The sequence below is a fragment of the Cupriavidus sp. TMH.W2 genome, assembly GCF_050847365.1.
Lineage (GTDB): Bacteria > Pseudomonadota > Gammaproteobacteria > Burkholderiales > Burkholderiaceae > Cupriavidus.
In genome coordinates, this window is the sequence record NZ_CP193793.1 from 254,861 (window position 1) to 281,498 (window position 26,638).

Consider the following 26,638-nt stretch of genomic DNA (forward strand, 5'->3'; position numbering starts at 1 on the left):
CCTATGCTGCCGTCATGACTACCAAAACCAACGCCTGGCTTCTGCTGATCGTCAGCCTGCCGACGGCCGGCGCCACCGCGCGCATGCGCATCTGGCGTGCGGTCAAGGCGCTCGGCTGCGCGGCCTTGCGTGACGGCGCCTATCTTCTGCCTGAAAATGCGGAGCAAGCCGCACAATTGCGTGAGCTGGCCGACGAAACGCAGCAGGAAGACGGCAAGGCCTGGCTACTACGCGTCCAGGCTCAGGGGGTGGACGACATGACCGCCTACCAGGCCTTGTTCGATCGCACTGCAGACTACACCGAGTGGCTGGCCGAACTGTCGGAGGCACGCAAGACGTTGACCGGGCTTGCCACGACCGAGCTCAATCGACTGTATCGGCGCCATAGCCGAGCCTATGAGGCCATTCGCAAGATCGATTTCTTCCCCAATGAGGCGTCCATCCGGGCGGAAGCTCAATGGCGAGATTTTTCTGGTGCGATCGAGGCCATTTTGTCACCCGGCGAACCGCGTGCCGCCGCTGGCAGCATTCCCCGGCGCGACCCTGCCCAATATCAAGGCCGCCTGTGGGCGACTCGCCGCCACTTGTGGGTCGACCGCGTCGCTTGCGCCTGGCTGATCCAGCGGTTCATCGATCCGCACGCCCGTTTCCTGTGGCTGGAAAGCCTGACGGACTGTCCGCCGGATGCGCTTGGCTTCGACTTCGACGGCGCAACCTTCACGCATGTCGACGGCCGCGTGTCGTTCGAGGTGCTGCTCGCGGGCTTTGGCCTTGACGACAACCACGGATTGTCCCGGCTCGGCGCGATGGTCCATGCGCTGGACGTGGGCGGCTCGACGGTTCCCGAGGCCGGCGGATTCGAAGCCGTTCTCGCTGGCGCGCGCAAGCGGTTGGCCGATGACGATGCGCTCCTCGATGAGATCGGAGGCGTCCTGGATTCTCTCTACACGCATTTCTCCAGCGGCCGGAAGTCAAGTTAACTCAACCAAAAAGTCAATGAACTCGCCCCAACCAGCTGATACGGCACCGCCGCCCTCATCCCACGAACGCCCGGCCTACACGCTGTGGCAAATCGTTCTGTACTTCCTGCGGCTTGGCACCCTCGGCTTCGGTGGCCCGGTGGCCCTGGCCGGCTATATGCATCGCGACCTGGTCGAGGCGCGGCGCTGGATCACCGACGGCGACTACAAGGAAGGCCTCGCGCTGGCGCAACTGGCGCCCGGACCGCTGGCAGCGCAACTGGCCATCTATCTCGGCTACGTGCATTACCGCATCCTGGGCGCAACGCTCGTCGGCATCGCCTTTGTGCTGCCGTCGTTCCTGATGGTGGTGGCGCTTGGCTGGGCCTATGTGCGCTTCGGTGGACTGACCTGGATGCAGTCGGTGTTCTACGGCGTGGGTGCCGCCGTGATCGGCATCATCGCAATCAGCGCCTACAAGCTCACTAACAAGAGCGTGGGCAAAGACAAGCTGCTCTGGTTTGTCTATCTGGTCCTCGCTGCCGTGACAGTGATCACCGAGTCGGAAGTGGCGTGGCTGTTCCTTGCGGGCGGTGTCCTGGTGTGGTTCTGGCGCGCGCCACCCAAATGGCTACGCCAGGGCAAGGTGAGCGCACTGGCGGCAACACCTCTGCCGGCGGCAAGCGGCATGCTGAGCACGATTGACTGGCCGCTGCTGGCGCAGATCGGCGTCTTCTTCGCCAAGGCCGGTGCCTTTGTCTTCGGCTCGGGCCTGGCCATCGTTCCCTTCCTCTACGGTGGCGTGGTGACCGAACACCATTGGTTGAACGACAAGCAGTTTGTCGATGCGGTCGCGGTCGCCATGATCACGCCTGGGCCGGTGGTCATCACCGTTGGATTCATCGGCTACCTGGTCGCCGGTCTGCCTGGTGCCTGCGTGGCGGCGGCCGGTACCTTCCTGCCGTGCTACCTGTTCACCATTCTGCCGGCGCCGTACTTCAAGAAGTACGGCAAGCTGCCCGCGATCCTGGCCTTCGTGGATGGCGTCACGGCGGCCGCGGTCGGCGCCATCACCGGCGCGGTCATCGTGCTGGCCAAGCGCTCGATTGTCGATATTCCCACAGCGCTGCTGGCGCTGGTCACCGTCGCATTGCTGCTGAAGTTCAAGAAGCTGTCGGAGCCCGTGATCGTTGTCGGTGCCGCCTTGATCGGGCTGGCCGCGTATCCGTTGTTGCACCATTGAGTTGCGGGAGGAAAACCCATGGCCTGTCAAATGAAGCCGCTGGCATGCGATCCGGCCAGCCTGCCAGGTTAACCATCACGGAGCGAATGATGAAATGGATTACGCGCGAGCGTCCCAAGATCGACCGGATCGCTTGCCCATGGCTGGTTGCCCGGTTCATCGATGAGCGGCCGGAATTCCTGTACGTGCCCACTGGCGATGTCTTGCGCATTGCCGGCGAGACCGGTGCGATTCCGTATGACATTCCCGGCGTCGAGCTGTCGCATGTCGGCGACTTGTGCAGCTTCGATGCCTTCCTCGGCAAGTACGATCTTGGCGGCGACGCCGCCCTGCAGCTGGTGGCCGGCATCGTGCGCGGCGCGGATACCTCACGACTGGACCTGACCCCTCAGTCAGGCGGGCTCTACGCGATCTCCCTCGGCTTGTCCCACGTCTTCGCCGATGACCATGAAATGCTCGAACATGGCATGGTGATGTACGACGCGCTGTATGCGTGGTGTCAAAGCTGCCAGGCGGAAACGCATCGGTGGCCACCCAGGATGCCGGAATGAACGCTGGGGAGTAAGCGTTTGAATCGGCCCCTGTTCATACCAGCGCTGCGCACGTGTCTGCACGCCGAGCGCGTCCGGATGCGCGACAATAACGGGGGTGCTCCTGCAAGCGACAGGCGACATGTCCATCCGATCCGCTGCTCCCGCCTTGGCTGCTGCGCTGCTGTTCGGCGCAAGCACACCCTTGGCCAAGACTTTGACTGGTGCGATTCCACCGATTCTTCTTGCAGGCCTCCTGTACCTGGGAAGTGGCCTTGGCTTGACGGCCGTGCTGCTCGCCAGGCGGCTGATTGCGAGAACGGGAGATCCCGCTCCTGCCGCCTCGTCAATCCCGCGACGCGAAATCCCTTGGCTGCTTGGCGCGATCCTCGCCGGCGGCGTGGCTGGTCCGGCACTTCTATTGACTGCCCTCGCAACGACAGGCGCGGCGGCAGCCTCGCTCCTGTTGAATGTCGAGGGCGTGTTCACGGCGCTCATCGCCTGGGTTGTGTTCAAGGAAAATGCCGACCGGCAGATTGTGCTCGGCATGGTCGCCATTGTTGCAGGGGGCGCACTACTTTCCTGGCAACCAAACGCGGCAGCATTGTCCCCTGGGGCATTGCTGATTGTAGCCGCCTGCGCATGCTGGGCAATCGACAATAATCTCACCCGAAAGGTGTCGTCAAATGACGCGGTAATGATTGCCTGCCTGAAGGGCCTGGTCGCCGGGACATGCAATACAGGGCTCGCAATGGCGGCAGGTAATGCGCTGCCCGCCGCACTGCCATTGATCTGGGCAATGGTGGTCGGCTTCGTCGGCTACGGTGTCAGCCTGGCGCTCTTTGTGATTGCGCTTCGTCATCTCGGGACGGCACGAACGGGAGCGTATTTCTCTGTGGCGCCACTCTTTGGCGTCGTGATTTCGTTTGCCCTGTGGCCTGAGATGCCGGGCATTCTGTTCTGGCTCGCCGCGGTGCTTATGGCGCTTGGCGTGTGGCTTCACCTGCGCGAGCGGCACGAACACGAGCATACGCATGAGGCGACGGAGCACACGCATCCACACCGTCACGACGAGCATCATCAACACACGCATGATTTCCCTTGGGATGGCAAAGAGCCGCATGTCCATGCCCACGTGCATCAACCCCTGGTTCACGAGCTCCCGCACTACCCTGACATTCACCACCGGCATTCGCACTAACCCCGGGACTCTGGCGGGAGATTCCCCCTAAAGTCTCCCAACCCCCCCGCCGTTAACCCCCCAGGCACCCCCCATTTCCTGAACAACACCCAATTCCCCCGCCTTTTCCCATGAATGGGAAGGCTGTCCCGCTTCGATAATCCCTGCTGACGAATAGCGGCCTGCCGCTTCGCACGGAGCGTGGATGTCCGAAGAAAGCGACCTCGAGAAAACCGAACCCGCCTCACCCCGGCGCCTGGAAAAGGCGCGCGAGGAGGGGCAGGTGGTGCGTTCGCGCGAGCTGGCCACGTTCGTCATGCTGATCGCCGGCGTCACCGGCCTGTGGACGCTGGGCGGCCAGCTGGGCCGCAGCCTGAACCAGGTGATGCAGGGCGCGCTGCGCTTCGAGCCGGCGACGGCATTCGATCCCTCGCGCATGCTGTCGCGCTTCGGCCTGATGGTGTGGGACAGCCTGCTCGCCTTCCTGCCCCTGCTGCTGCTGTTCGGCGTGGCCGCGCTGGCCGCGCCGCTGCCGCTGGGCGGCTGGGTGTTCTCGACCAAGTCGTTCGCGCCGCAGTTCTCGCGCCTGTCGCCGCTGGCGGGGCTGGGCCGGATGTTCTCCGCGCATTCGCTGGTGGAGCTGCTCAAGGCCGTGGCCAAGTCGCTGCTGGTGGGCAGCGTGGGCGCCTGGGTACTGTGGAAGCGCCTGCCGGAGGCCATCGCGCTGATGAATGCGCCGGTGCAGGAGGCGCTGCTGCATATGGTCGACCTGGTGCTGCACTGCTGCCTGGTGGTGTCGTTGTCGCTGCTGGTGGTGGCGGCCATCGACGTGCCGTGGCAGTACTGGGAGTTCTTCAAGAAGCTGCGCATGACCAAGGAAGAGGTCAAGCAGGAGTTCAAGGAGAACGAGGGCGACCCCCATATCAAGAACCGCATCCGCCAGCAGCAGCGCGCCATGGCGCGCCGCCGCATGATGACCGAGGTGCCCAAGGCCGACGTGGTGGTGACCAACCCGACCCACTTTGCGGTGGCGCTGCGCTATGAGGAAGGGCGCATGGGTGCGCCGCGCGTGGTGGCCAAGGGCACCGGCGATATCGCCGTCCGCATCCGCGCGCTGGCCGCCGAGCACCGCGTGCCGCTGATGTCGGCGCCGCCGCTGGCGCGCGCGCTGCACCGCCACGTGGAGCTGGGCCAGGAAATCCCCGCCGGACTGTATACCGCCGTGGCCGAAGTGCTGGCCTGGGTCTATCAACTGAAGCACTGGCACTACTCGCAGGGCCCGCAGCCGCAGGCGCCCGCCGACCTGCCGGTGCCCGATGAACTCGCCGTACCGGAAATGCGCGAATGAACGCTCTGAGCAACCTGTTCAACCTGCCCGGCCTGCGCGCCGCCGGCCAGCTGAAGGCCATGACCGGGCCGCTGCTGATCATCATGATCCTCGGGATGATGATCCTGCCGCTGCCGGCCTTTGTGCTGGACCTGCTGTTCACCTTCAATATCGCGCTGGCGATCATGGTGCTGCTGGTCAGCATGTACACGCAGAAGGCGCTGGACTTTGCCGCCTTCCCGGCGGTGCTGCTGTTCACCACGCTGCTGCGCCTGTCGCTCAACGTCGCGTCCACGCGCGTGGTGCTGCTCGAAGGCCATACCGGGCCGGACGCCGCGGGCAAGGTGGTGGAGGCCTTCGGCCACTTCCTGGTGGGCGGCAACTTCGCCGTGGGCATCGTGGTGTTCGCGATCCTGGTGGTGATCAACTTCATGGTGATTACCAAGGGCGCCGGCCGTATTGCCGAAGTCGGCGCGCGCTTCATGCTGGATTCGATGCCCGGCAAGCAGATGGCGATCGATGCCGACCTGAACGCGGGCCTGATCAACGAAGAGGGCGCCAAGAAGCGCCGCGCCGAAGTGGCGCAGGAATCCGACTTCTACGGCGCCATGGACGGTGCCAGCAAGTTCGTGCGCGGCGATGCCGTGGCGGGCCTGCTGATCATGTTCATCAACGTCGCCGCCGGCATGGTGGTGGGCATGATGCAGCACGACCTGGACTTTGGCACCGCCGTGCACAACTACACGCTGCTGACCATCGGCGACGGCCTGGTGGCGCAGATCCCGGCGCTGGTGATCTCCACCGCGGCGGGCGTGATCGTATCGCGGGTGTCGAACGAGCAGGACGTGGGCGAGCAGCTCACCGGCCAGCTCTTTGCCAACCCGCGCGTGCTGTACCTGACCGCGGGCATCATCGGCATGATGGGCATCATCCCGGGCATGCCGCATTTTGCCTTCCTGCTGCTGGCAGGCGTGCTGGTGTGGATGGGCCGCTATATGTCGCGCCGCGCGGCCACGCAGGCGCAAGTCAGGCAGCGCGAGGAGCGCACCCCGGCGGTGGCGCCGGAATCCACCGAAGCCAGCTGGGACGATGTCACGCTGGTCGACCCGCTCGGCATGGAAGTGGGCTACCGCCTGATCACGCTGGTGGACCGCGCGCAGGACGGCGAGCTGCTGGGCCGCATCAAGAGCATCCGCAAGAAGGTGGCGCAGGAGATCGGCTTCCTGGTGCCGGTGGTGCATATCCGCGACAACCTGGAGCTCAAGCCCAACGCCTACCGCATCACGCTCAAGGGCGTGGAGATCGGCCGCGGCGAAGCCATGCCGGGCCAGTGGATGGCAATCAACCCCGGCCAGGTCAGCGGCACGCTGCCGGGCGCGGCCACGCGCGATCCCGCCTTCGGTCTGCCGGCGGTGTGGATCGACGCGGGCATCAAGGAGCAGGCGCAGTCCTTCGGCTATACCGTGGTCGATGCCAGCACGGTGGTGGCCACGCACCTGAACCACGTGATCCACATGCACGCCGCCGAGCTGCTGGGCCGCCAGGAAGTGCAGGCGCTGCTGGACCGCATCGCCAAGGACTCGCCCAAGCTGACCGAGGACCTGGTGCCGAAGACCATTTCGCTGACCGCGCTGCAGAAGATCCTGCAGAACCTGCTGGACGAAGGCGTGCCCATCCGCGACATGCGCACCATCCTGGATGTGGTGGCCGAGCATGCGCCCAAGATCAGCGACCCGAACGAGCTGACGGCGATGGTGCGCGTGGCGCTGGGCCGCGCGATCACGCAGCAGCTGTTCCCGAACAACGCCGACCTGCAGGTGATCGGCCTCGATGCCGGCCTGGAGCGCGTGCTGTCGCAGGCGCTGACCAACGGCGGCGGGATCGAGCCGGGCCTGGCCGATGCGCTGCTGCAGCAGACCCAGGGCGCGGTCACGCGCCAGGAGCAGATGGGCATGGACCCGGTGCTGCTGGTGCCGTCGCAGCTGCGCCCGCTGATGGCGCGCTTCCTGCGGCGCACCATGCCGCAGCTGAGGGTGCTGTCGCATGCCGAGGTCCCGGACAACCGCAATATCCGCATCACCGCCATGATCGGCGCGTGAGGAGTCAAAGATGAGCGTAGCCAAGTTTGTCGCGGCCAATGGCCGCGAAGCCATGCGCCAGGTGCGCGAAGCCATGGGCCCGGACGCGGTGGTGCTGTCCAACCGCACCGTCGAGGGTGGCGTGGAGATCGTCGCCATGCGCGATACGGATCTGGGCAGCGTGCAGGCCACGGCGCAGGTCTACGTGCCGTCCGCGCCGGCGGTCGATCCCGCCGCCATCGGCGACCTGCGCGGCGAGCTGCAATCGATGCGCGCGATGATCGAGCGCCAGCTGGCCGGGATCAATCCTGCCCCTGGCGTGGTTGCCAGCGCAGCAGCGCACGGCGTGGCCGCCAGCGACCCGCTGCGCGAATCGCTGTTTGAATGGATGGTCGGCGCCGGCTTTTCCGGACAGCTGGCGCGCACGCTGCTGGCGCGGTTGCCGCTGGGCTACGACCGCCCCGCGGCCATGGGCTGGATCCGCGCCGAGCTGGCCAGCAAGCTGCCGGTGCTGGGCGACGAGAACAGCCTCTTTGCGCAAGGCGGCGTGCTGGCGCTGGTGGGTCCCACCGGCGTGGGCAAGACCACCACCACGGCCAAGCTGGCGGCGCGCTTCGTGCTGCGCCACGGTGCCGACAAGCTGGCGCTGCTGACCACCGACAGCTTCCGTATCGGCGCCCATGAGCAGCTGCGCATCTACGGCGACATCCTGGGCGTGCCGGTGCATGCGGTGAAGGACGCCGCCGACCTGCGCTTCGCGCTGGCGGCGATGAAGGACAAGCACCTGGTGATCATCGACACCGTCGGCATGAGCCAGCGCGACCGCAGCCTGTCGGAACAGATCGCCATGCTGGCCGGCGTGCCCGCGCCGGTGCAGCGCGTGCTGCTGCTCAACGGCGCCAGCCACGGCGATACCCTCAATGAGGTGGTGCACGCCTACCGCCATGACGCCGCGCCTGACGGCGGCGGCATCGACGGCTGCATCATCAGCAAGCTGGATGAAGCCACCCACCTGGGCTCGGTGCTGGACGTGGTGATCCGCCACCGCCTGCCGGTGTTCTACGCCTCCACCGGCCAGCGCGTGCCCGAGCATCTTGAGCTGGCCAACGGCACCACGCTGGTCGAGCGCGCCTTCCTGACGCCGCGCCGCGGTTCGGTGTTTGCCGATGCCGACGCCGCGCGCCGGCGCGCCGCCGGCGCTGATGACGAGGCGCCCGCGCGTGGCGGCGCCGACGAGGTGCTGCGCTCGCTGACCGACAGCGCCGACGCGCTGAGCCAGTGCGTGTCCGAGCTGAATGGCGCGGGCCTGGGTTTTGACCTGGCCCGCTCGCTGTGGCAACAGCGCAGCGCCGGCGCCCCGGCCCTGCGCGCCATGTCGCAGCAGGTGCGTGAAGCGGTCTGCCGCGACGTGACCGGCCAGTGCGAGCAGTATGTGCTCGCCGTCGCCGCCACGCTGCAAGTGGCTGTGCCCGGGCGCCGCGCGCCGCAGCCGATGCAGCATACGCTGTGGCTGGCCGACCGCAACGGCATGCCGCTGGCCGCCACCGTGACCCCGGCCGGCCGGGGTCACTATGCGGGCCAGCCGCTGGGCGAAGCCGAATCCGATGCCGCCAACCTGCGCGCCGCCATGAGCGCCGCGCGCAAGGTGGTCAACCTGCTTGACGCCGTGCCCGCCGCCGCCACGCTGGCGCGCTGGCAGCAGGCCGGCGAGCGCTGGGCGGCCGGCGCGCGCAAGACCGCGCGCGTGGTCAGCGCCGGCGCCGCCTGGAAGCTCGATGCACTGGCCGATACGCTGACCTTCCATGCCGTGGGCGAGGACACCGTGCGCGAGCGTGACGCCGTGCGCTGGCTGGCCAGCGTCGACGTGCGCGTGCCGGACAGCCCGGTGCGCGGCAAGGGCACGCCAGAAGGCGGCATCGACGCCTGCCTGGTGGTGGCCCGCCTGGCCGACCGCGCCACCGGTGAACTGCTCGATACCCGTTACCTGCTGTGCGATCCGGCGCTGACGCAGGATGCCGCGCAGGTGGCGCGCTGGGCCCTGTGGACCGACGCGGCCGATGCGCGCCTGCGCACGCTGCGCCACGCCATCGACCACTTCGCCCAGGACGCTGAAAGCGGCCACGCCGCCGGCGCCGCCCTGGCCGCGCTGCAGCTCGGATTGTCGGTGCTGCGCCTGGAACACGCGCCGACCGCGGCCGCGCCCGCCTTCCTCGCGCGCCTGGCCGGCCGCACGGTGCGCGAGGGCGTGCCGGTGCCGGGCCCGGTGCTCAACGAGGGCATGGGCCGCGTGCTGGCGCTGCTCGACGTGCTGGAAAACTATCCGGGCCGCGGCGCTGCCGTGCCGGCTGCAGCGATGGAGGTGCTGCCGTGAGCGGCCTCGCCATGGACCAGGCCGAGAGCCTGCGCCGGATGCTGGCGCCGCGCACGACACGCCGTATCGCGGTGGTCGCCAGCGAATGCGGTGCCGGCGCGACTACCGTGGCCCTGGGTTTGTCGAACGCGCTGGCCATGCAGGGCGAGCGCGTGCTGCTGGTCGATGAAGACGCCGCCGCGGCGCGCGCCACGCGGCTGTCCGGCACCAGGCCCGCCGGCACGCTGGCCGGTGTCAACGCAGGCCGCCTGTCGCTGGAAGCTGCTGCCGGCACTGGCCCGGGTGGCGTGCTGTCGGTGCTGCCGGCAGGCCGGCCCGTGCCGGGAAACACCTTGCCGGCCGCGGGTGGCTTTCGCAGCGTGGTGGTGGATGCCGCCATCGATGCCGACGGCGTGCTGTCGCCGCTTGCGGGTGGTGCGCACAACGTGCTGGTGGTGATGCGGCAGGAGCTGGCGTCGATCACCGATGCCTACGCCTGCATCAAGCGCCTGCACCACCTGTATGCCTGGCGCCAGTTCCACCTGATCGTCAACATGGCGGCCAGCGAGGCCACGGTGCAGGCGATCCTGCGCAACCTGGCGCGCACCGCCAGCCAGTATCTCGGCGTCGAGGTGCTGTGCGCGGGCTGGCTGCCGTGCGACCCGCTGGTGGCGCGCGGCGTGCAGCTGGGCCGCTGCGTGGTCGAGGCGTTTCCGGCGGCGCCGGCCACCACGGCACTGCGCCGCACCGCCGGCGGCATCGGCGCCTGGCCGCTGCGTGCCGATGCCGCTGCGCCGGCCGCAACCCCCGCGATGGCCTGAGCCTGCCAGCCATGCCAACTTACCGAACTGCACCCTGAGCCAGCCGGCCGCCGCAAGGCGTGCCGGACCAGCAATCCAGCATTCACGAGAATTGCACCATGTACACGATCCAGGGAAAGCTCGAACAGGCCGACGTGGTCAAGGCGCACGCGCAACTGGTGCGCCGCATCGCGCTGCAACTGGCCGCCAGGCTGCCCGCCAGCGTGCAGATCGACGACCTGATCCAGGCCGGCATGATCGGCCTGCTCGACGCCGCCAAGCGCTATGAAGACACCCATGGCGCGCGCTTCGAGACCTACGCCAGCCAGCGCATCCGCGGCGCCATGCTGGACGAGGTGCGTGCCAACGACTGGCAGTCGCGCAGCCTGCGCCAGTTCACCCGCCGCATCGAACGCACGCAGCGCAACCTGGAGCAGAAGCTCGGGCGCACGCCGATCGATTCCGAGGTGGCCGAGGCCATGGAGATGCCGCTGGACGAATACCAGCTGCTGCTCAACGAGGTCTATGGCTGCCAGCTGCTGCACTACGAGGATTTCGAGCGCTCCGGCGAAGAAGACTTCCTGGACCGCCACCTCGGCGGCAGCGATGACGGCAACCCGCTGACCGTGCTGATGGAAAGCGGCATGCGCGAGGCGCTGATCCGCGCCATCGAGCGGCTGCCCGAGCGCGAGAAGCTGGTGCTGTCGCTGTGCTACGACCAGGAGCTGAACCTGCGCGAGATTGGCGCGGTGCTCGATGTGACCGAGTCGCGCGTGTGCCAGATCCGCGGCCAGGCGATTACCCGGCTGCGCAACCAGTTGCGCGGCTTGCTGTGATGCGCAGGGCGGGCCGCGCCGCACAGGGCGCCTGCTGGATGCTGGTGGCAGTATCGGCCTGCGCCTGGGCGGCGTTCGACGCCGGCACCCGCCACGCGTGGACCGGCTCGGTCAACGGGCCGGCCCTGTACGGCCGCGGCCAGCGCGCGGTGTCGCCGCCGATCCTGCCCGCCAGCGTCCTGCCGCAGTCAGAAGGGGTCATTACCTCGGTGCGCTGGCGCTACAGCTTCGCCAGGACCCCACCGGCGGAGCTGCAAGCCTATCTCTGCAACGCCCGGCGCTGCGTGCTGCTGCTGGAGGCCGAAGGCAAGACCGATGCGTTCGTTGGGGATGACGCCACCAAGGGCTTCGTGTTCGCGTTCCGGGTGCCGGGGCAGGGCAGCCTGGTGCCGGTGTTGCAGGGGCGCAGCAATGAGGTGGTGGTGGGGTTCAGGTAGGGTCGGAGGCCGGCGTGGTCAGCGCCGATGATCTGTCAGTGCGTTGGCGCGAAACAGCACAGGCTCCAGGATCGTTCGCAACGCTGCAACGGTGCCTGGCAGCGCCTGCCATGTGAGTTCGTTCTTCCTGAGAAACGCATGCCACACCGCCTGCCGCGACGGGTCCGTGGCGAATTCGTCGGTAAGGCCCACCGGCAGTGAAGCGGGGACAGTCATGCCGCGCCTTGCGAAGGTTGCCGCGACTGCAGTGGCCAACATCTCCGCATCCAGGATTTCGCGGTCCAGCAAAATCGCCAGGTCGAAATAGTCCTTCAGACGGCTGTTCGCCATGCCCAGCAATGCAATGGCATGCAGCTTTTCGGAAACGACGGTATAGACCGGGTATGTGCGCAACCGCGGGGCTGGCAAATCATTGAGCAGGACGGGGTAGGTGGCGTCCACGGGTCCCGGCGTCACGGCATCGCCGAACCCGATATCGACCTGGACCCTGCATCTTGCCCGGGCGAGCTCGCCGGTGAGCACGACGCGTGCGCCGGCGTATCCCGCATCCTTGCGGATTTCCTCGGTGGCGACCGATGCCGGATCGAATGTGATGCCATCATCGACATGGACACAGACAATGTCGCGGAAGGTCTTGGCGATCGACGCCAGATCGCTCGTCCCGAATCCAAGCATGTCGGCATCGCGGGTAGCGCGGTGCGGCATGTCATACCAGAGCGTGAACAGCAGGGCACCTTTCAGCACGAAGTGCTCGGCATGTGGCGACTGGCATAGCCGATAAAGCATGCGTTCAAGAGCAAAACGCACCAGCACCTGGTTGAAGTCCACCCCTTGCGATTTTGCAATGTTCAACAGGCGTGCCCGAACCGACGCAGCGAGATCGTTGCTCATTCGACCAGTTCAAGATAGGGGCGCATGACGTTGGCGACGCGGCAAATCTTGGCATAGCGCCAGAGGTCGTCAGCGGATGCCTTCCGTTGTGCCCGCGCATCTTTAAGCGCTTCCAGTGCGACGTCCAGCCCTACCTTGTTGCGATGCTTGAAGCAATCGGCCACTGTCCTGGCGGCGCTGTAGATCCGCAGGGGCACACCATCGCGTTCGATCACCTCAATCCCTGCGGAATAGGCATCTTCGGCAACCTGGATCATCTTGATCGGTGGGAACTCGATCCTTGGTACATGACTGCCTCGCGGCATCGCAATCCAGATTTCGCGCGGCAGTTGGGTGGTCAGTCCGTGGAACTGAAGCGCTGTCAGCACGCAGAAGACAGCCTGGGGTGCCCTGGTGGCAATGGCGATCAGGCTCTCGTGCTCTGAACCCGGATTATTGGGAAGCCGGTAGATGCCACGATCGACTTTCTCGAGCAGGCCGGCGCCGACCATGCGGGTCAGGACTATCCGTGGGACCTCGATATTGTCGAGATCACCAGGTCGCAGCATGCCTTTCCTGGAGATCAGGTCGAGGACGCGTTGGGCTTGGGTGTTGGGCGGCATGATGCCCAAAGTATGTTCCGTTTTTTCGTCAGTTTCAAGTAAGTGACGAAAAAATGGAACATTTTTGTGACTGGCGTCGGGGGACTTCCGGCATGCTCAAAACGTCGCTTGCGAAGAAAGCCGGCCGTCAGAACATGCTCAACCCGCCGCCAGGCTCACCCCACCCACCCCAGCCGCCGCCTTCCCATCCTTCCCATACAACCCCGCATCACCACCGCTATGCTGGCGCAGCGCCTGGATGGCTTCGCGGGTGAAATCGAGGTGGGCGTTGACGACGGCGCCATTCAGGGCGTTGCCGTCGCGCGCGGTGCGGGCGGCGAAGACCAGCTGGCGCCAGGCGTCGGCCACGGCCGGGTCGACCTGGCGGCCAAGCAGCTGGCCTTCGGGGCCGGCGCGCAGGCCGAGCGCGCCCATCTGGGCTTCGCGGGCCTTGAGTTGGCGGGACAGGGTCTGGCCCAGTTCGACCTTGCGCGTCAGCAGTCCGCTCAGGGACTGGAAGTCGCCCCGCTTGAGGGCGTCGCGCTCTTCGGCGAGGAGTTGGCCGAAGGCCTGGATGCCTTCGGTTTCGCGCTGCAGGGACTGGATCAGGCTCTGGCTCATGATGGCTATCTGGGGTCGGCCTGGCCAAGCTCGCGCAGGGTGGCGAGCAGGCCGTCGGCAATCTTGCCCGGGTCGATCCTGATCTTGCCTTCGGCGATGGCCTGGCGGATCTCTTCGACCTTGGCGGTATCGATATCGTCGTCGGTGGGCTGGACCAGGCGGGCGCTGATGTCGCGCACCTGGGCGGCCAGCGGGCTGACGCTCAGGCCGGCGGCCGGCGCGGCCGTATCGGCCGATGCGGCCGGCGCGGCCTGGGGCCGGGCCGCGGCGTCGGCGGGCCGGGACGAGGTGGAGTGGTTGATCTTCACGGGGCGTTCCTTGCTGGTTTCCTATGGCATTACGGACGCGCCGGCGAATTCTTTAGGGCGCCAGGCCCGGATTCGCCGCGCGGCGGCTTCGGCGGCATTTTCGCACGCCGGTTGCCCCGGATTTCCAGACTTTCTGGCCATGATTACAGCACTTGGCGCAGGACTATTGCAGCACGACGGTGTCGCCGCTGCGCACCAGTCCGTTGACCACCTGGCCGCTGCGCAGGCGCACCTGCACGGTGTTGCCGGTGGCGGCGTCGGCCAGCACCTTGCCCTCGCTGGTGATCTGGAAGGCCTCGCCTTCCACGGCCACGGTGACGGTCTGGCCCTGGCGCACGGCGATGGCCTTGCGCAGCAGGTCGCTGCGCAGCGGCGAGCCGGCGGCGATCCGGTTGACGGTGACCGCGCCGGCAAGCTGGGCCGGGTCGGTGACCACCGCACGCGGCAGCATGCCCAGGTCGCCCTGACGCACTTCAATATCCGCCTGACCGACCGGCTCGCCCGGGCCCAGCGCGCGCGCAGCCACGTAATAGTCGGTCAGCACCGCTACGCGCGCCTGCATGTAGCGCACCCAGGGCCGCTCGCCGCCGCAGCGCACGCCGACCGAGACGCGCCCCCACGGCGAAGCGCCGGCGGGCAGGAACGGGTCGGGCGCGACGCATTCGGGCGCGCGGCCGCCCGACGGCGGCGCGACCTGCACGCTGACCTTGCCCGGCAGGCCGGCGGTCTGCTGCAGCAGGAAGCGTTCGACCGCCACGCGCGCGGGGTCTTCGGCAAAGGGGCTGGCGGCCGCAGCGGGACTGGCGGCGGGGTTGGCAGCATAAGCCGCCTGCTGCTGGCCGTGCGCGGCCGGCGCCTGCATGGCGACGGGCATGACCTGCGCCGGCGCGGCACCGGCGGCGGCCGGGCCAAGCAGGCAGACGCCCAGCAGGGCGTGCGCCAGGCTGCGGGCGGTGCGGCGATTCGGTTTCATCTGGACTTCCCGGCAAGGACGGGACGGCATGCAGGGCATGCCTGGCGCACCGCCCCGTGACTGGCTGCGCGCCCCGTTTACATCTGTCATCGGGGTCCCATTGTAGGCAGGCCCTCGCGCGCGGGCGGCCCGAAATACATGGATTTCCCGTCCCTATTCATCCGATTGGCGTGACAGGTCCCCGCCTAAGATGCCAACCCTGAAGAAGGTCGTTCGCTCCGCTTCTGTGAGCGATCTCGTGAGCGTTTTCGTGAGCAGGGAGATGCCAGATGATTGACAGACTCGACGCGGCGCTACGTTTCCAGCAGGAAGCGTTGAGCCTGCGCAACCAGCGGCAGTCGGTGATTGCCTCCAACATCGCGCACGCGGACACGCCCGGCTACAAGGCGCGCGACTTTGATTTCTCCAGCACGCTGGCGCAGAGCGTCGAGCGCGGCCATCGCAATGAAGGCGTGTCGCTGTCCACCACCTCGGCGCGCCACATGCCCGCGCAGGCGCCGGGCCGCGAGGAATTCGACCTGGCCTACCGCATCCCGCTGCAGTCCAGCGTGGACGGCAACACCGTGGAAATGAACACTGAACGCGTGGCCTTTGCCGACAACACGGTGCATTTCGAATCCGGCCTTGCGGTGATGAGCGCCAAGATCAAGACCATGCTGGCCGCAATCCAGCAATGAGGCCAGCATGCCAGCCATGAATATCTTCGACGTCGCCGGTTCCGCCATGGCGGCGCAGTCGCAGCGGATGAACGTGACCGCGTCCAACCTGGCCAACGCGGACAGCATCGTGAGCCCCAACGGGCAGGCCTACCGCGCCAAGCAGGTGATCTTCGGCCTGGCGCCCACGCCCGGCCAGAGCGACCTGGGCGGCGTGCAGGTCGAAGGCGTGATGGAAGACCCGTCGCCGCCGCGCATGGTGCACAACCCCACGCATCCGCTGGCCAATGCCGAGGGCTACGTGATGATGCCCAACGTGAATCCGGTGGAGGAGATGGTCAACATGATCTCGGCCTCGCGCTCGTACCAGGCCAACGTGGAGGTGCTCAACACCGCCAAGACCATGATGCTCAAGACGCTGACGATCGGTCAGTGATGACAAACGGAACCGCCGGATAGCGATATGACCTCCACCACTTCAGTCAGCAGCAATACCCAGGGCACGCAGGGCATCAACGATGCCCTCAAGAGCGGCAGCGCCAGCGCCGCCGACCTGCAGAACAACTTCCTCAAGATGCTTGTGACGCAGATGAACAACCAGGATCCGCTCAACCCGATGGACAACTCCCAGCTCACTTCGCAGCTGGCGCAGATCAGCACGGTGAGCAGCATGCAGACCATGAACACCACGCTCAACCAGCTGCTGGGCCAGGTGAGCGCAAGCCGCGCGATGGATTCCGCCGCGCTGATCGGCCGCACGGTGATGGTGCCGGGTTCCCACGTGGCATTGAAGGACGGCGTGGCCGGCGGCTTCGGGCTGGACCTGCCTTCGACCGCGGACGCGGTGACAGTGAGCGTGATCGACAAGGACGGCAACGTGGTGCGCACCATCGACATGAAAGGCCAGGTGGCCGGCGTGCACGACATCGCCTGGGACGGCAAGAACGACGCCGGCGTGGCCGTTGCCGACGGCGACTACACCTTCAAGGTCAACGCCACCGCCAACGGCACCTCGGTGCAGCCGGTTGCGCTGGTCTACGGCAAGGTGCAGAGCATCAGCGGCGACTCGAACGGCGTGCTGGTCGATATCGGCAACGGCCAGAGCGCGGGCGTGGATGACGTCCGCCGCATTCTCTAACCACTGCGTCACCCGCGCCGGTGTGCACGGGCCTGCATGTACAACAGCTAGTCAGAGGAAAAAACCATGGGTTTCGGTCAAGGGGTCAGCGGCCTTAACGCCGCAGCGTCCAATCTGGACGTGATTGGCAACAATATTGCCAACGCCAACACGGTTGGCTTCAAGCAATCCACCGCGCAGTTCGCGGATGTCTACGCCGGCACCAAGATCGGCCTGGGCACGCGCGTGAACTCGGTGGTGCAGTCGTTCAACCAGGGCAATATCGAAGCCTCCGGCCGTTCGCTGGACGTTGCCATCACCAACGGCAACGGCTTCTTCCGCATGACCAGCCCGGACGGCGCGGTCTACTACTCGCGCAACGGCCAGTTCCAGCGCCAGGAAGATGGCCGCATCACCAATATGCAGGGCCTGCAGGTGACCGGCTATCCGCCGGGCGTGGCCGGCGGCGCCGGCGTGCAGCCGCAGCCGCTGGTGATCAGCAATGCGCAGATGGCGCCGCAGGCCACCAGCACCATCACCGCCAAGTTCCAGCTGGATTCGCGCAGCACGGTGCCGCCCACGGCCTTCGCCAGCGTGCCGGGCACGCCGCCGACCAGCAATATGTTCAACTACAGCACGGCGATCAACGTCTATGATTCGCTGGGCAACAAGCAGCAGCTGACGGCGTACTTCGCCAAGGTGGCCAATGCTCCCGCTCCGGCCGTTCCGGTCCATCCGACGGTAGCGGGCGGCACTGACTGGAACATGTACGTGACCGACGCCAGCGGCAACGTGGTGGGCGGTGCGCCGGTCGCCATGGCCTTCGACAACGCTGGCGCGCTGCAGTCGCCGGCTGCCGGCGCCATCACGCTGACCCAGCCGGCCGCCAACGGCGCCCAGCCCATGGCGATGAAACTGGACCTGACCGGCACCACGCAGTTCGGTGCCGACAACGACGTCAAACAGCTGAGCCAGAACGGCTACACCTCGGGCAGCTTGCTGGGCTTCTCGGTGGATTCGAAGGGCACCATCACCGGCAGCTATTCCAACGAACAGACCAAGCCGCTGGGCCAGATCGTGATGGCCGCCTTCGGCAACGTCGAGGGCCTGAAGCCGGAAGGCGACAACGTGTGGTCGGCCACCGGCGCGTCGGGCCAGGCGCTGCTGGGCACGGCCGGAGGCAGCATGGGCACGCTGCGCTCCAACGCGGTGGAAGCGTCCAACGTCGACCTGTCGGGCCAGCTGGTGAACCTGATCGTCGCGCAGCGCAACTACCAGGCCAATGCGCAGACCATCAAGGCGCAGGACACGGTCATGCAGACCCTGGTCAACCTGTAATGCCTGCGCTGAGCTGAGCCGCCGCCATGGACCGCATGATCTACACCGCCCTGTCGGGCGCCAAGCAGATACTCGACCAGCAAGCGGCGGTATCGAACAACCTCGCCAATGTGTCGACGCCGGGCTTCCGCGCGCAGATCAACCTGTACCGCGCGGTGCCGGTGACCGGCCAGGAGTCGCCCACGCGCGCCTTCACGCTGGCGTCCACGCCGGGCGCGGACATGCGCGCGGGTCCGCTGACCTACACCGGCCGCGCGCTGGACGTGGCCCTGCAGGGCAACGGCTGGCTGGTGGTGCAGGCGCCGGACGGCAGCGAGGCTTATACCCGTGCCGGCGCCCTGCAGGTGGCGCAGGACGGGCAGGTGCAGACCCTCTCCGGCCTGCCGGTGATGGGCGACGGCGGCCCGCTCTCGGTGCCGCCGGGCTCGCAGGTGACCATCGGCAGCGACGGCACCATCACCGCGCGCGGCCCGGGTGAAGCTTCCGCGGGCCTGGCCCAGGTGGGCAAGCTGCGCGTGGTGAATCCGCCCAACGACGCCATCGCGCGCGGGGATGACGGCCTGTTCCGGCTGCGCCCCGGCGCGCAGCCGCTGGCCGCCGATCCCGCCGTGCGCGTGGTCTCGGGCGCGCTGGAAGGCAGCAACGTCAATCCGACCGAAGCCATGGTCGACATGATCGCCAATGCCCGCCGCTTCGAGATGCAGATGAAGATGATCCAGGGCACGGACGGCAACGAGCAGCGCGCCAACCAGCTGCTCTCGACCAACTGACCCGACTGAACGAACGAACTAGCAAGGACCCCATGATCCGCTCACTCTGGATTGCCAAGACCGGCCTCGATGCGCAGCAGACGCAGATGGACGTGATCTCGAACAACCTCGCCAACGTCTCCACCAACGGCTTCAAGCGTGGACGCGCGGTGTTCGAGGACCTGATGTACCAGACCATCCGCCAGCCCGGCGCGCTGTCTTCGGACCAGACTACGCTGCCGTCAGGCATGCAGCTGGGCACCGGCGTGCGTCCGGTTGCGACCGAGCGCATCCACACGCAAGGCAATCCCCAGCAGACCGGCAACTCGAAGGACGTGGCCATCCTTGGCCAGGGCTTCTTCCAGGTGGCGCTGCCTGACGGCACCACCGCCTACACGCGCGACGGTTCCTTCCAGGTGGACCAGAACGGCCAGCTGGTCACGTCGAGCGGCTTCGTGGTCCAGCCCGCCGTCACCATCCCCGCCAACACGCTGTCGCTGACCATTGCCCGCGACGGCACGGTGTCGGTGACGCAACCCGGTTCCAGCAACAACGTGCAGGTCGGCCAGCTCCAGCTTGCCACCTTCATGAACCCGGCCGGCCTGCAGAGCATGGGCGAGAACCTATACGTGCAGACCGATGCCTCGGGCGCGCCCAATACCACGGTGCCCGGCCTGAACGGCGCTGGCACGCTGCAGCAGAACTATGTGGAAGCATCCAATGTGAACGTGGTGGAAGAGCTGGTGAGCATGATCCAGACCCAGCGCGCCTACGAAATCAACAGCAAGGCAGTGCAGACCTCCGACCAGATGCTGCAGCGCCTGTCGCAGATGGGATGAACGAAGTGAACTTGGCCGCCTCGCTGTCCCGCTTCGGGGCGCTCGCGCTGCATTGTCTGGCTGGCCTTGCCGTGCTGGCCACCGGCGGCTGCGCGCTGGTGCCGCGCGAGCCGCTGGTGCAATTGCCCACCACCGCGCGCGCGGAGCCGCGGCCGATGGGGCCCGCCTCGGGCTCGATCTACCAGTCATCGTACGCCGGCAACCCGCTGTTCGAGGACCGGCGTCCGCGCAATGTGGGCGATATCCTGACGATCCTGATCACCGAGAACGTCAACGCCACCAAGAATTCCGGCACCAACACCAGCCGCACCGGCAACGCCGCGCTGGCGTTCGATGCCGTGCCGCGCGCGCTTGGCGGCCTGTTCGGCAGCAGCCAGAACGCCAACATCAACGGCGCCAACACCATGAAGGCCAGCGGCGGCGCCAGCGCGGCCAATACCTTCAACGGCACCATCACCGTCACGGTGCTGGAGGTGCTGACCAACGGCAACCTGGTGGTCTCCGGCGAAAAGCAGATGGCCATCAACCAGGGTGCGGAGTTCATCCGCTTCTCCGGCGTGGTCAACCCGCGCACGATCACCGGCGACAACGCCGTGCTGTCGACGCAGGTGGCCGACGCGCGCATCGAATACACCGCCAAGGGCGTGATCGACGAAGCGCAGAACATGGGCTGGCTGCAGCGCTTCTTCCTCAATGTTTCTCCGTTCTGACCGCGCCATGTCTGCTCCCATGCTCGCCCGTTTCCTGTCCCGCCTGCTGCGCCTGAGCGTGATCAGCCTGGCGCTTGGCGTGGCCTTCGGCGCCTTTGCCACTGTCGCCAAGGCCGAGCGCCTGAAGAACCTGGCCACCTTCCAGGGCGTGCGCGAGAACCCGCTGGTGGGCTACGGCCTGGTGGTGGGCCTGGACAATACCGGCGACCAGACCATGCAGACGCCGTTCACCACGCAGAGCCTGACCAATATGCTCTCGCAGCTGGGGATCACATTGCCGGCCGGCAAGAACATGCAGCTCAAGAACGTGGCGGCGGTGATGGTGACCGCTTCGCTGCCCGCGTTCGCGCAGCCCGGCAGCCAGCTCGACATCGTGGTGTCATCGATGGGCAATGCCAAGAGCCTGCGCGGCGGCACGCTGCTGATGACCCCGCTCAAGGGGGCCGACGGCCAGGTCTATGCCATCGCCCAGGGCAATATGCTGGTGGGCGGCGCGGGCGCATCGGCCAACGGCAGCAAGGTGCAGATCAACCAGCTGGCAGTGGGCCGCATCGCCAATGGCGCCATCGTGGAGCGCGCCGTGGCGCCGTTCCAGCCCGATGGCGGCGTGCTCAACCTGGAACTGAAGGACACCGATTTCGGCACCGCCGAGCGCGTGGTGGAGGCCATCAACCGCGCCATGGGCGGCGGTGTTGCCGCGGCGCTGGATGGCCGCGTGGTGCAGGTGCGCGCGCCGGCGTCGGCGGGCGCGCGGGTGGGCTTCCTGGCCCGCATCGAGAACATCGACGTGACCCCGGCCAAGGCCGCCGCCAAGGTGATCCTGAACGCCCGCACCGGTTCCATCGTGATGAACCAGGCCGTGACCGTGGAAGACTGCGCGGTGGCGCACGGCAACCTGTCGGTGGTGATCAACACGCAGCCCGTGATCAGCCAGCCCGCGCCGTTCAGCGGCGGGCAGACCGTGGTGGCGCCGGTGTCGCAGATCGACATGAAGCAACAGGGCGGCTCGCTGCAGATCGTCAAGGCGGGCGCCTCGCTGGCCGCCGTGGTCAAGGGGCTGAATGCGCTGGGCGCAACCCCGGCCGACCTGCAGACCATCCTGGAAGCCATGCGCGCGGCCGGGGCGCTGCGCGCCGAGCTGGAAGTGATCTGAGCATGAGCGCCGCACTATCGCCGCAAGGCGCCGACCTGACCCAGCGCTTTGCGCTGGACACGCAGGGCTTTGAGGCGCTCAAGCACAGCGCGCGCGGCGGCGCCGACGCCAATACGCTGCAGGCCGCCGCCAGGCAGTTCGAGGCGGTGTTCACGCAGATGGTGCTCAAGAGCATGCGCGACGCCACGCCGCACGACGGCCTGTTCGACAGCGAGCAGAGCAAGCTCTACATGTCGATGATGGACCAGCAGCTCGCCCAGCAGATGTCGTCGCGCGGGATCGGCCTGGCCGATGTGATGGTGCGCCAGCTGGCACGCGCCACCGGCACGCCGATGCCGGCCGGCATGAACGCCTTGAGCCCGGCCGAATCCGGCAAGGCGGCGGATGCCGGGATGGCAAGGCTGCTTGACAGCCGTGGCGCCGGGGCTATGCCGGCGGACGCCGGCGAGCTGGCCGACCTGCCGGCCATCGGCACCGTGGTGCCCGGGCAGAGCTGGAACCCCACTGCCGGCCTGCGGCAGTACCAGCCGCAGCCGTACGCGGACCGCGGCCAGGGTGACGACCGGGTAGGAAGGCTGCCGGACGACGCGCCGGCCCACGTCAGCGCCTTTGTTGCGCGCATGGCCGGCCCCGCTGAAGCCGCCGCGCGTGCCAGCGGTGTGCCGGCCCGGCTGATCGTCGGGCAGGCCGCGCTGGAGTCCGGCTGGGGCCAGCGCGAGATTGCGCACGCAGACGGCTCCACCACGTTCAACGTCTTCGGCATCAAGGCCGGCCCGAACTGGAAGGGCCGCGTCGCGGAGGTCACCACCACCGAATACATCGACGGGCAGCCGCAGAAGGTGCGGGCCAGATTCCGCGCCTATGGCTCGTATGACGAAGCCTGTGCCGACTATGCCCGCTTGCTGACCACCAACCCGCGCTACGCGGGCGTGGTTGGCGCGGCGTCCGCCGAAGACGCGGCACACGGCCTGCAGCGCGCGGGTTATGCGACCGATCCGGCGTACGGGCACAAGCTGGTGCGGATCATGAAGAAGGTGGCGGCCTGAGGGCGTTCTGTGTTCCCCTCTCCCCTCAGGGGACCTCAGGGGAGAGGGTAGGGTGAGGGGTGGTTTGGCAAGGAGCCACGCCAGTAGAACCGCCTACCCTCACCCCTGCCCCTCTCCCGCCGGCGGGAGAGGGGAGCAAACCGCCGCGCAGCGTGCGGCAGTGCACTAGAACTATCTCTTAGCCTAAAGTCCCGCCCCCAACCAGCCGATATCTTTCACATCCACACCGCCGGCCCATGCCGCGGCAGTCCTACAAATCCGGGGTCAGAGCACCATGTCTCTCTTCAGTATTGGCCTTTCCGGCCTGAACACCGCGCAGAACGCGCTGACGACGACGGGCCACAACTTTGCCAACTCGGCGACCGAAGGCTACTCGCGCCAGAACACCATCGTGGCGTCGGCCGGCGGCCAGTACACCAGCCAGGGCTTCTTTGGCTACGGCTCGAACACCACCACGGTGATCCGCGTCTATGACGAGTTCCTGACCGGCCAGCTGCGCGGCGCTACCTCGGCCGGCTCGGCGCTGTCGACGTACTCCGACCAGATCAGCCAGATCGACAACCTGCTGGCCGACCAGAAGGGCGGGCTGGCGCCGCTGATGCAGAAGTTCTTTGCCGCGGTGCAGGCGGTTGCCGATACCCCGGCCGACCCGGCTGCGCGCCAGGGCATGCTTTCCGCCGGACAGGCGCTGGTGGGCCAGGTCCGTTCGGCCAGCAACTACTTCAAGCAGCTGCAGTCGGGCGTCAATGACCAGGTCGGCACGGCCGTCACCCAGGTCAATGCCTATACCAGGCAGATCGCCAACCTGAACCAGGAAATCACCAAGCTCAAGGCCGCGTCGGGCGGCCAGCCGCCCAATGACCTGCTGGACCAGCGCGACCAGGCCGTGGCCGACCTGACCAAGCTGGTCGGTGCCAAGGTGGTGGTGCAGGATGGCGGCACCTACAACGTGTTCGTCGGCAATGGTCAGCCGCTGGTGATGGGCAGCGACTCGTACGACCTGAAGGCCGTGCCCTCGGCCGCCGACCCGAACCGTACCGCGGTTGCCTACACGCTGCCCAATGGCAGCGTCTTCGAGAGCGAGCCCGGTGCCATCACGGGCGGCTCCCTCGGCGGCCTGCTCCAGTTCCGCTCCGAGACGCTCGATGCCGCGCAAAGCGCGATCGGCAGGCTGTCGCTGGCGATCGGGCAGAGCTTCAACGACCAGCACAAGCTGGGCGTGGACCTGAACGGCGCCATCGGCACCGACATGTTCCAGCTGGGCACCGCGACCGTGCTGCCCAATGCCAACAACAGCGTCAAGACCACGGTTGCCACCGCCAGCATCACCAATACGTCGGCGCTCACCACCAGCGATTATTCGCTGCACTTCGACGGCACCAACTACACGCTGACGCGCCTGTCCGACAACAAGCAGGTCACCGCCGCCGTGCCGGCCGCGGGGGCCACCTATCCGCTGAGCTTCAGCGCGGACGGCTTCAGCGTGCAGATCAATGCGGCGATGGGCGCCAACGACTCGTTCACGATCCAGCCGACGCGCAATGCCGCGACCGGCTTCGACATGGCGATCACGGATCCGGCCAAGGTGGCTGCGGCTTCGCCGGCGCGCGCCGATGCCGCAGCGTCCAACACCGGCAGCGGCACGGCTTCGCTCAGCAACGTTGCGCCAAGCTTCAGCCTGCCGGCAGGGAAGATCACGGCCACCTATGGCGCCGGAGGATATACCTTCAAGGACGCGAGCAGCGGCGCGACCATTACGCCGAGCAGCACGGTCGTCAACGGCTCGAATACCGAGTACACCATCAACGGCCTGACGTTCAGCTTTGGCGGAGCGCCCAAAGTTGGCGATACGTTCACGCTGTCGGGCAATGCCGGCGCGGTCTCCAACAACGGCAATGCGCTGGCACTGGCCAAGCTGCAGACGGCCAAGACCATTGGCGGCGTGTCGAGCTATAGCGACGCCTATGCCCAGCTGGTGAACGATGTCGGCACGCGCGCCAAGTCGCTCAAGATTGCCTCGTCCTCGCAGGACAGCATTACCACGCAGATCAAGACCGCCCAGCAGTCGGTGTCGGGCGTGAACATGGATGAGGAGACGGTCTCCATGCTGAAGTTCCAGCAGCTCTACCAGGCCAATGCCCGCGTCATCCAGACCGCCGGCACGCTGTTCGACACGATCATCGGCATCGGCAGGTAAGCGCCGTCTGCCAACAGAACCGAGAGGGAATACGAAATGCGCGTCGCAAGCTCAACCCTGTACCAGCAAGGCCTGGCCTCGATGAACCTCCAGCAGGGCTCCCTGCTGCATATCCAGCAACAGCTCGGCACTGGCCGCAGCATACTGACCCCGTCCGACGACCCGGTCGCCGCCACGCGCGCACTGGGCGTTTCGCAGGCGCAGGCCGTCAATGGCCAGTACGCCACGTCGCGCAAGCAGACCAACAATGCGCTGTCCGCCGAAGAAAACGCGCTGCAGTCCGTGACCACCGTCACGCAGAATATCCAGACGCTGCTGGTCCAGGCCGGCAACGGCACCATGAGCGACAGCGACCGTGCCTCGGTCGCCACCGCCCTGCAGGGCCTGTACAACCAGCTACTGGGCCTGGCCAACTCCGACGACGGCAACGGCCAGTACCTGTTCGGCGGCACGCAGACGGGGTCGGCGCCGTTCTCGGATAACGCGGGCGGTGCGTCTTACGTGGGCGATACCGGCCACCAGATGATGCAGGTGGACGTGTCGCGGCAGATGGCCGGCGGCGACAATGGCCGTGACATATTCCAGAGCGTGCAGAGCACTTCAGGCTATGTGCTCAGGGGCAGCAGCACAAACAAGGGCACCGCAACGTACGGCCAGGTATCGACGACCGATCCGTCCGACCCGCTCTATGGCAAGCCGCTGAAGCTGACGTTTCAGGCCAATGGGGGTACGATGCAGTACACCATCACCGACGAGAGCACCAAGCCGGCAACGCCGGTCGGCGGTGTGGTCAACTTCAGCTCGCCATCGCAGATCCAGGTGGCAGGCGTCAGCTTCACGGTGAGCGGCACGCCCCAGAATGGCGACACCATCAGCGTCGAGCCAGCGAAGCAGGGCAGCACCGACATGTTCGCCAATCTGAAGTCGGTCATCAACGCACTCAATGCTCCGCTTGCCACCGACACCGATCGCGCCAATTTCAGCAACGCCCTTGCCACCGGCATCCGCCAGTTCGCCAACTCGCTGGACAACGTGCTGACGGTGCGCGCATCGGTCGGCTCGCGCATGCAGGAACTGGATGCGCTCAATACCGTCGGCACCAACCGTGACCTGACCTACTCGCAGACGCTTTCGGGCCTGCAGGACCTGGATTACGCCTCGGCGATTACCGAGTACCATCAGCGGCAGACGGCGTTGCAAGGGGCGCAGCAATCGTTTATGCAGATTCAGGGGATGAATTTGTTTAAGTATCTGTAGGGCGATTTGGTGCCCGTTGCGGTCGCACCGTGCCCGTAAACAATAAACTGTGTCAAAACGGCCCAATATAGTTGGGCAGTTTGCGCAATGATGTGCCCGCAAAACGTTTTCCGGTAAGGAATTGCCCAACTCTATTATGTTGGGCAATTCCCCTACATCTGCTACCACCCACGTTCATTTGCTGAAGCAATTTTGCCCTTTGCTGCGGTGTGAGCCAAGGGGGAGCGTTGGCTCGTCTGCATGACCGATCCTGATTCACGAACTTCGCAGAGGCTTGCGGCAACCTTTGCAATTTCGTCATAGACCGCGCGTCGGCTATCCGGGCCTGTGCACGTAATCCACTTGGCATCACGGGCACGCGACCCAAGTGGAAAGAATTCGAAGGCCATTCCCGGCTCCCATGCTGGATGGTGTCTCAAAGCTTCGTTCAGAACCTCAAGATACTGAATCCTACTAAAAACT

General features: G+C 66.6%; 26 protein-coding genes. 21 read left to right on the forward strand and 5 right to left on the reverse strand.

Annotation, left to right across the window (positions count from 1 at the left end):
* The first annotated feature begins 14 nt into the window (after positions 1–14).
* From ACREYQ_RS18780 to ACREYQ_RS18825, 10 genes are all read left to right on the forward strand, one after another.
* Positions 15–980, forward strand: a complete 966-nt coding sequence (locus ACREYQ_RS18780) for a chromate resistance protein ChrB domain-containing protein (protein WP_432261701.1) — start codon at positions 15–17, stop codon at positions 978–980.
* 16 nt (positions 981–996) lie between these two features.
* The gene (locus tag ACREYQ_RS18785; RefSeq protein WP_432261702.1) at positions 997–2,202 is read left to right on the forward strand and encodes a chromate transporter; all 1,206 of its coding nucleotides are present in this window, start codon (positions 997–999) and stop codon (positions 2,200–2,202) included.
* Positions 2,203–2,291: 89 nt separating this feature from the next.
* Positions 2,292–2,753 (forward strand): chromate resistance protein ChrB domain-containing protein, encoded by a 462-nt coding sequence (locus ACREYQ_RS18790; protein WP_432262592.1) that lies wholly within the window; start codon positions 2,292–2,294, stop codon positions 2,751–2,753.
* 121 nt (positions 2,754–2,874) lie between these two features.
* Positions 2,875–3,933 carry a DMT family transporter gene (locus ACREYQ_RS18795; RefSeq protein WP_432261703.1) on the forward strand — a complete coding sequence of 353 codons (1,059 nt, stop codon included), beginning with the start codon at positions 2,875–2,877 and terminating at the stop codon, positions 3,931–3,933.
* Between the two features lie 184 nt (positions 3,934–4,117).
* On the forward strand, positions 4,118–5,260 hold the full coding sequence (gene flhB / locus ACREYQ_RS18800; protein ID WP_432261704.1) for a flagellar biosynthesis protein FlhB: 1,143 nt from the start codon (positions 4,118–4,120) through the stop codon (positions 5,258–5,260).
* Positions 5,257–7,338, forward strand: a complete 2,082-nt coding sequence (gene flhA, locus ACREYQ_RS18805) for a flagellar biosynthesis protein FlhA (RefSeq protein WP_432261705.1) — start codon at positions 5,257–5,259, stop codon at positions 7,336–7,338. The genes flhB and flhA overlap by 4 nt, the downstream gene beginning before the upstream one ends.
* A gap of 10 nt (positions 7,339–7,348) precedes the next feature.
* Positions 7,349–9,688: a flagellar biosynthesis protein FlhF gene (flhF, locus tag ACREYQ_RS18810; protein WP_432261706.1), complete on the forward strand. Its 2,340-nt coding sequence runs from the start codon at positions 7,349–7,351 to the stop codon at positions 9,686–9,688.
* A gap of 11 nt (positions 9,689–9,699) precedes the next feature.
* Positions 9,700–10,488: a MinD/ParA family ATP-binding protein gene (locus ACREYQ_RS18815; protein ID WP_432262593.1), complete on the forward strand. Its 789-nt coding sequence runs from the start codon at positions 9,700–9,702 to the stop codon at positions 10,486–10,488.
* A gap of 98 nt (positions 10,489–10,586) precedes the next feature.
* On the forward strand, positions 10,587–11,303 hold the full coding sequence (locus tag ACREYQ_RS18820) for an RNA polymerase sigma factor FliA (RefSeq protein WP_432261707.1): 717 nt from the start codon (positions 10,587–10,589) through the stop codon (positions 11,301–11,303).
* Positions 11,303–11,740 (forward strand): flagellar protein FlhE, encoded by a 438-nt coding sequence (locus tag ACREYQ_RS18825; RefSeq protein ID WP_432261708.1) that lies wholly within the window; start codon positions 11,303–11,305, stop codon positions 11,738–11,740. The genes ACREYQ_RS18820 and ACREYQ_RS18825 overlap by 1 nt, the downstream gene beginning before the upstream one ends.
* An 18-nt stretch (positions 11,741–11,758) precedes the next feature.
* Here ACREYQ_RS18825 and ACREYQ_RS18830 read toward each other — a convergent pair whose 3' ends face one another.
* From ACREYQ_RS18830 to flgA, 5 genes are all read right to left on the reverse strand, one after another.
* Positions 11,759–12,631 (reverse strand): nucleotidyl transferase AbiEii/AbiGii toxin family protein, encoded by an 873-nt coding sequence (locus ACREYQ_RS18830; protein WP_432261709.1) that lies wholly within the window; start codon positions 12,629–12,631, stop codon positions 11,759–11,761.
* On the reverse strand, positions 12,628–13,233 hold the full coding sequence (locus tag ACREYQ_RS18835; protein ID WP_432261710.1) for a type IV toxin-antitoxin system AbiEi family antitoxin domain-containing protein: 606 nt from the start codon (positions 13,231–13,233) through the stop codon (positions 12,628–12,630). The genes ACREYQ_RS18830 and ACREYQ_RS18835 overlap by 4 nt, the downstream gene beginning before the upstream one ends.
* 138 nt (positions 13,234–13,371) lie before the next feature.
* Positions 13,372–13,833 carry a flagellar protein FlgN gene (locus tag ACREYQ_RS18840; RefSeq protein WP_432261711.1) on the reverse strand — a complete coding sequence of 154 codons (462 nt, stop codon included), beginning with the start codon at positions 13,831–13,833 and terminating at the stop codon, positions 13,372–13,374.
* 5 nt (positions 13,834–13,838) lie between these two features.
* Entirely contained in the window at positions 13,839–14,141 is a 303-nt protein-coding gene (gene flgM, locus ACREYQ_RS18845; protein ID WP_432261712.1) for a flagellar biosynthesis anti-sigma factor FlgM, read from the reverse strand.
* Positions 14,142–14,304: 163 nt separating this feature from the next.
* Entirely contained in the window at positions 14,305–15,114 is an 810-nt protein-coding gene (gene flgA / locus ACREYQ_RS18850; protein ID WP_432261713.1) for a flagellar basal body P-ring formation chaperone FlgA, read from the reverse strand.
* Positions 15,115–15,383: 269 nt separating this feature from the next.
* Between flgA and flgB the strand changes: the two genes are divergently transcribed.
* The 11 genes from flgB (at position 15,384) to flgL (ending at position 26,176) form a co-directional block, all read left to right on the forward strand.
* Entirely contained in the window at positions 15,384–15,791 is a 408-nt protein-coding gene (gene flgB / locus ACREYQ_RS18855; protein WP_432261714.1) for a flagellar basal body rod protein FlgB, read from the forward strand.
* Positions 15,792–15,798: 7 nt separating this feature from the next.
* Positions 15,799–16,206 (forward strand): flagellar basal body rod protein FlgC, encoded by a 408-nt coding sequence (gene flgC, locus ACREYQ_RS18860; protein ID WP_432261715.1) that lies wholly within the window; start codon positions 15,799–15,801, stop codon positions 16,204–16,206.
* Between the two features lie 27 nt (positions 16,207–16,233).
* Complete coding sequence (gene flgD / locus ACREYQ_RS18865; protein WP_432261716.1) at positions 16,234–16,908, forward strand: flagellar hook assembly protein FlgD; 675 nt, start codon at positions 16,234–16,236, stop codon at positions 16,906–16,908.
* A 66-nt stretch (positions 16,909–16,974) separates the two neighbouring features.
* Entirely contained in the window at positions 16,975–18,225 is a 1,251-nt protein-coding gene (flgE, locus tag ACREYQ_RS18870) for a flagellar hook protein FlgE (protein ID WP_432261717.1), read from the forward strand.
* Between the two features lie 26 nt (positions 18,226–18,251).
* A complete protein-coding gene (flgF, locus tag ACREYQ_RS18875) occupies positions 18,252–18,995 on the forward strand; it encodes a flagellar basal-body rod protein FlgF (RefSeq protein WP_432261718.1) in 744 nt (247 codons plus the stop codon).
* Positions 18,996–19,027: 32 nt separating this feature from the next.
* Positions 19,028–19,813, forward strand: a complete 786-nt coding sequence (gene flgG, locus ACREYQ_RS18880) for a flagellar basal-body rod protein FlgG (protein WP_432261719.1) — start codon at positions 19,028–19,030, stop codon at positions 19,811–19,813.
* Entirely contained in the window at positions 19,810–20,523 is a 714-nt protein-coding gene (flgH, locus tag ACREYQ_RS18885; RefSeq protein WP_432261720.1) for a flagellar basal body L-ring protein FlgH, read from the forward strand. Before flgG ends, flgH begins: the two co-directional genes overlap by 4 nt.
* Entirely contained in the window at positions 20,507–21,676 is a 1,170-nt protein-coding gene (locus tag ACREYQ_RS18890) for a flagellar basal body P-ring protein FlgI (RefSeq protein WP_432261721.1), read from the forward strand. The genes flgH and ACREYQ_RS18890 overlap by 17 nt, the downstream gene beginning before the upstream one ends.
* 2 nt (positions 21,677–21,678) lie before the next feature.
* Positions 21,679–22,722: a flagellar assembly peptidoglycan hydrolase FlgJ gene (flgJ, locus tag ACREYQ_RS18895; RefSeq protein WP_432261722.1), complete on the forward strand. Its 1,044-nt coding sequence runs from the start codon at positions 21,679–21,681 to the stop codon at positions 22,720–22,722.
* Between the two features lie 274 nt (positions 22,723–22,996).
* Positions 22,997–24,919 (forward strand): flagellar hook-associated protein FlgK, encoded by a 1,923-nt coding sequence (gene flgK, locus ACREYQ_RS18900; RefSeq protein WP_432261723.1) that lies wholly within the window; start codon positions 22,997–22,999, stop codon positions 24,917–24,919.
* A 36-nt stretch (positions 24,920–24,955) separates the two neighbouring features.
* A complete protein-coding gene (gene flgL, locus ACREYQ_RS18905) occupies positions 24,956–26,176 on the forward strand; it encodes a flagellar hook-associated protein FlgL (protein ID WP_432261724.1) in 1,221 nt (406 codons plus the stop codon).
* Positions 26,177–26,638: the final 462 nt, after the last annotated feature.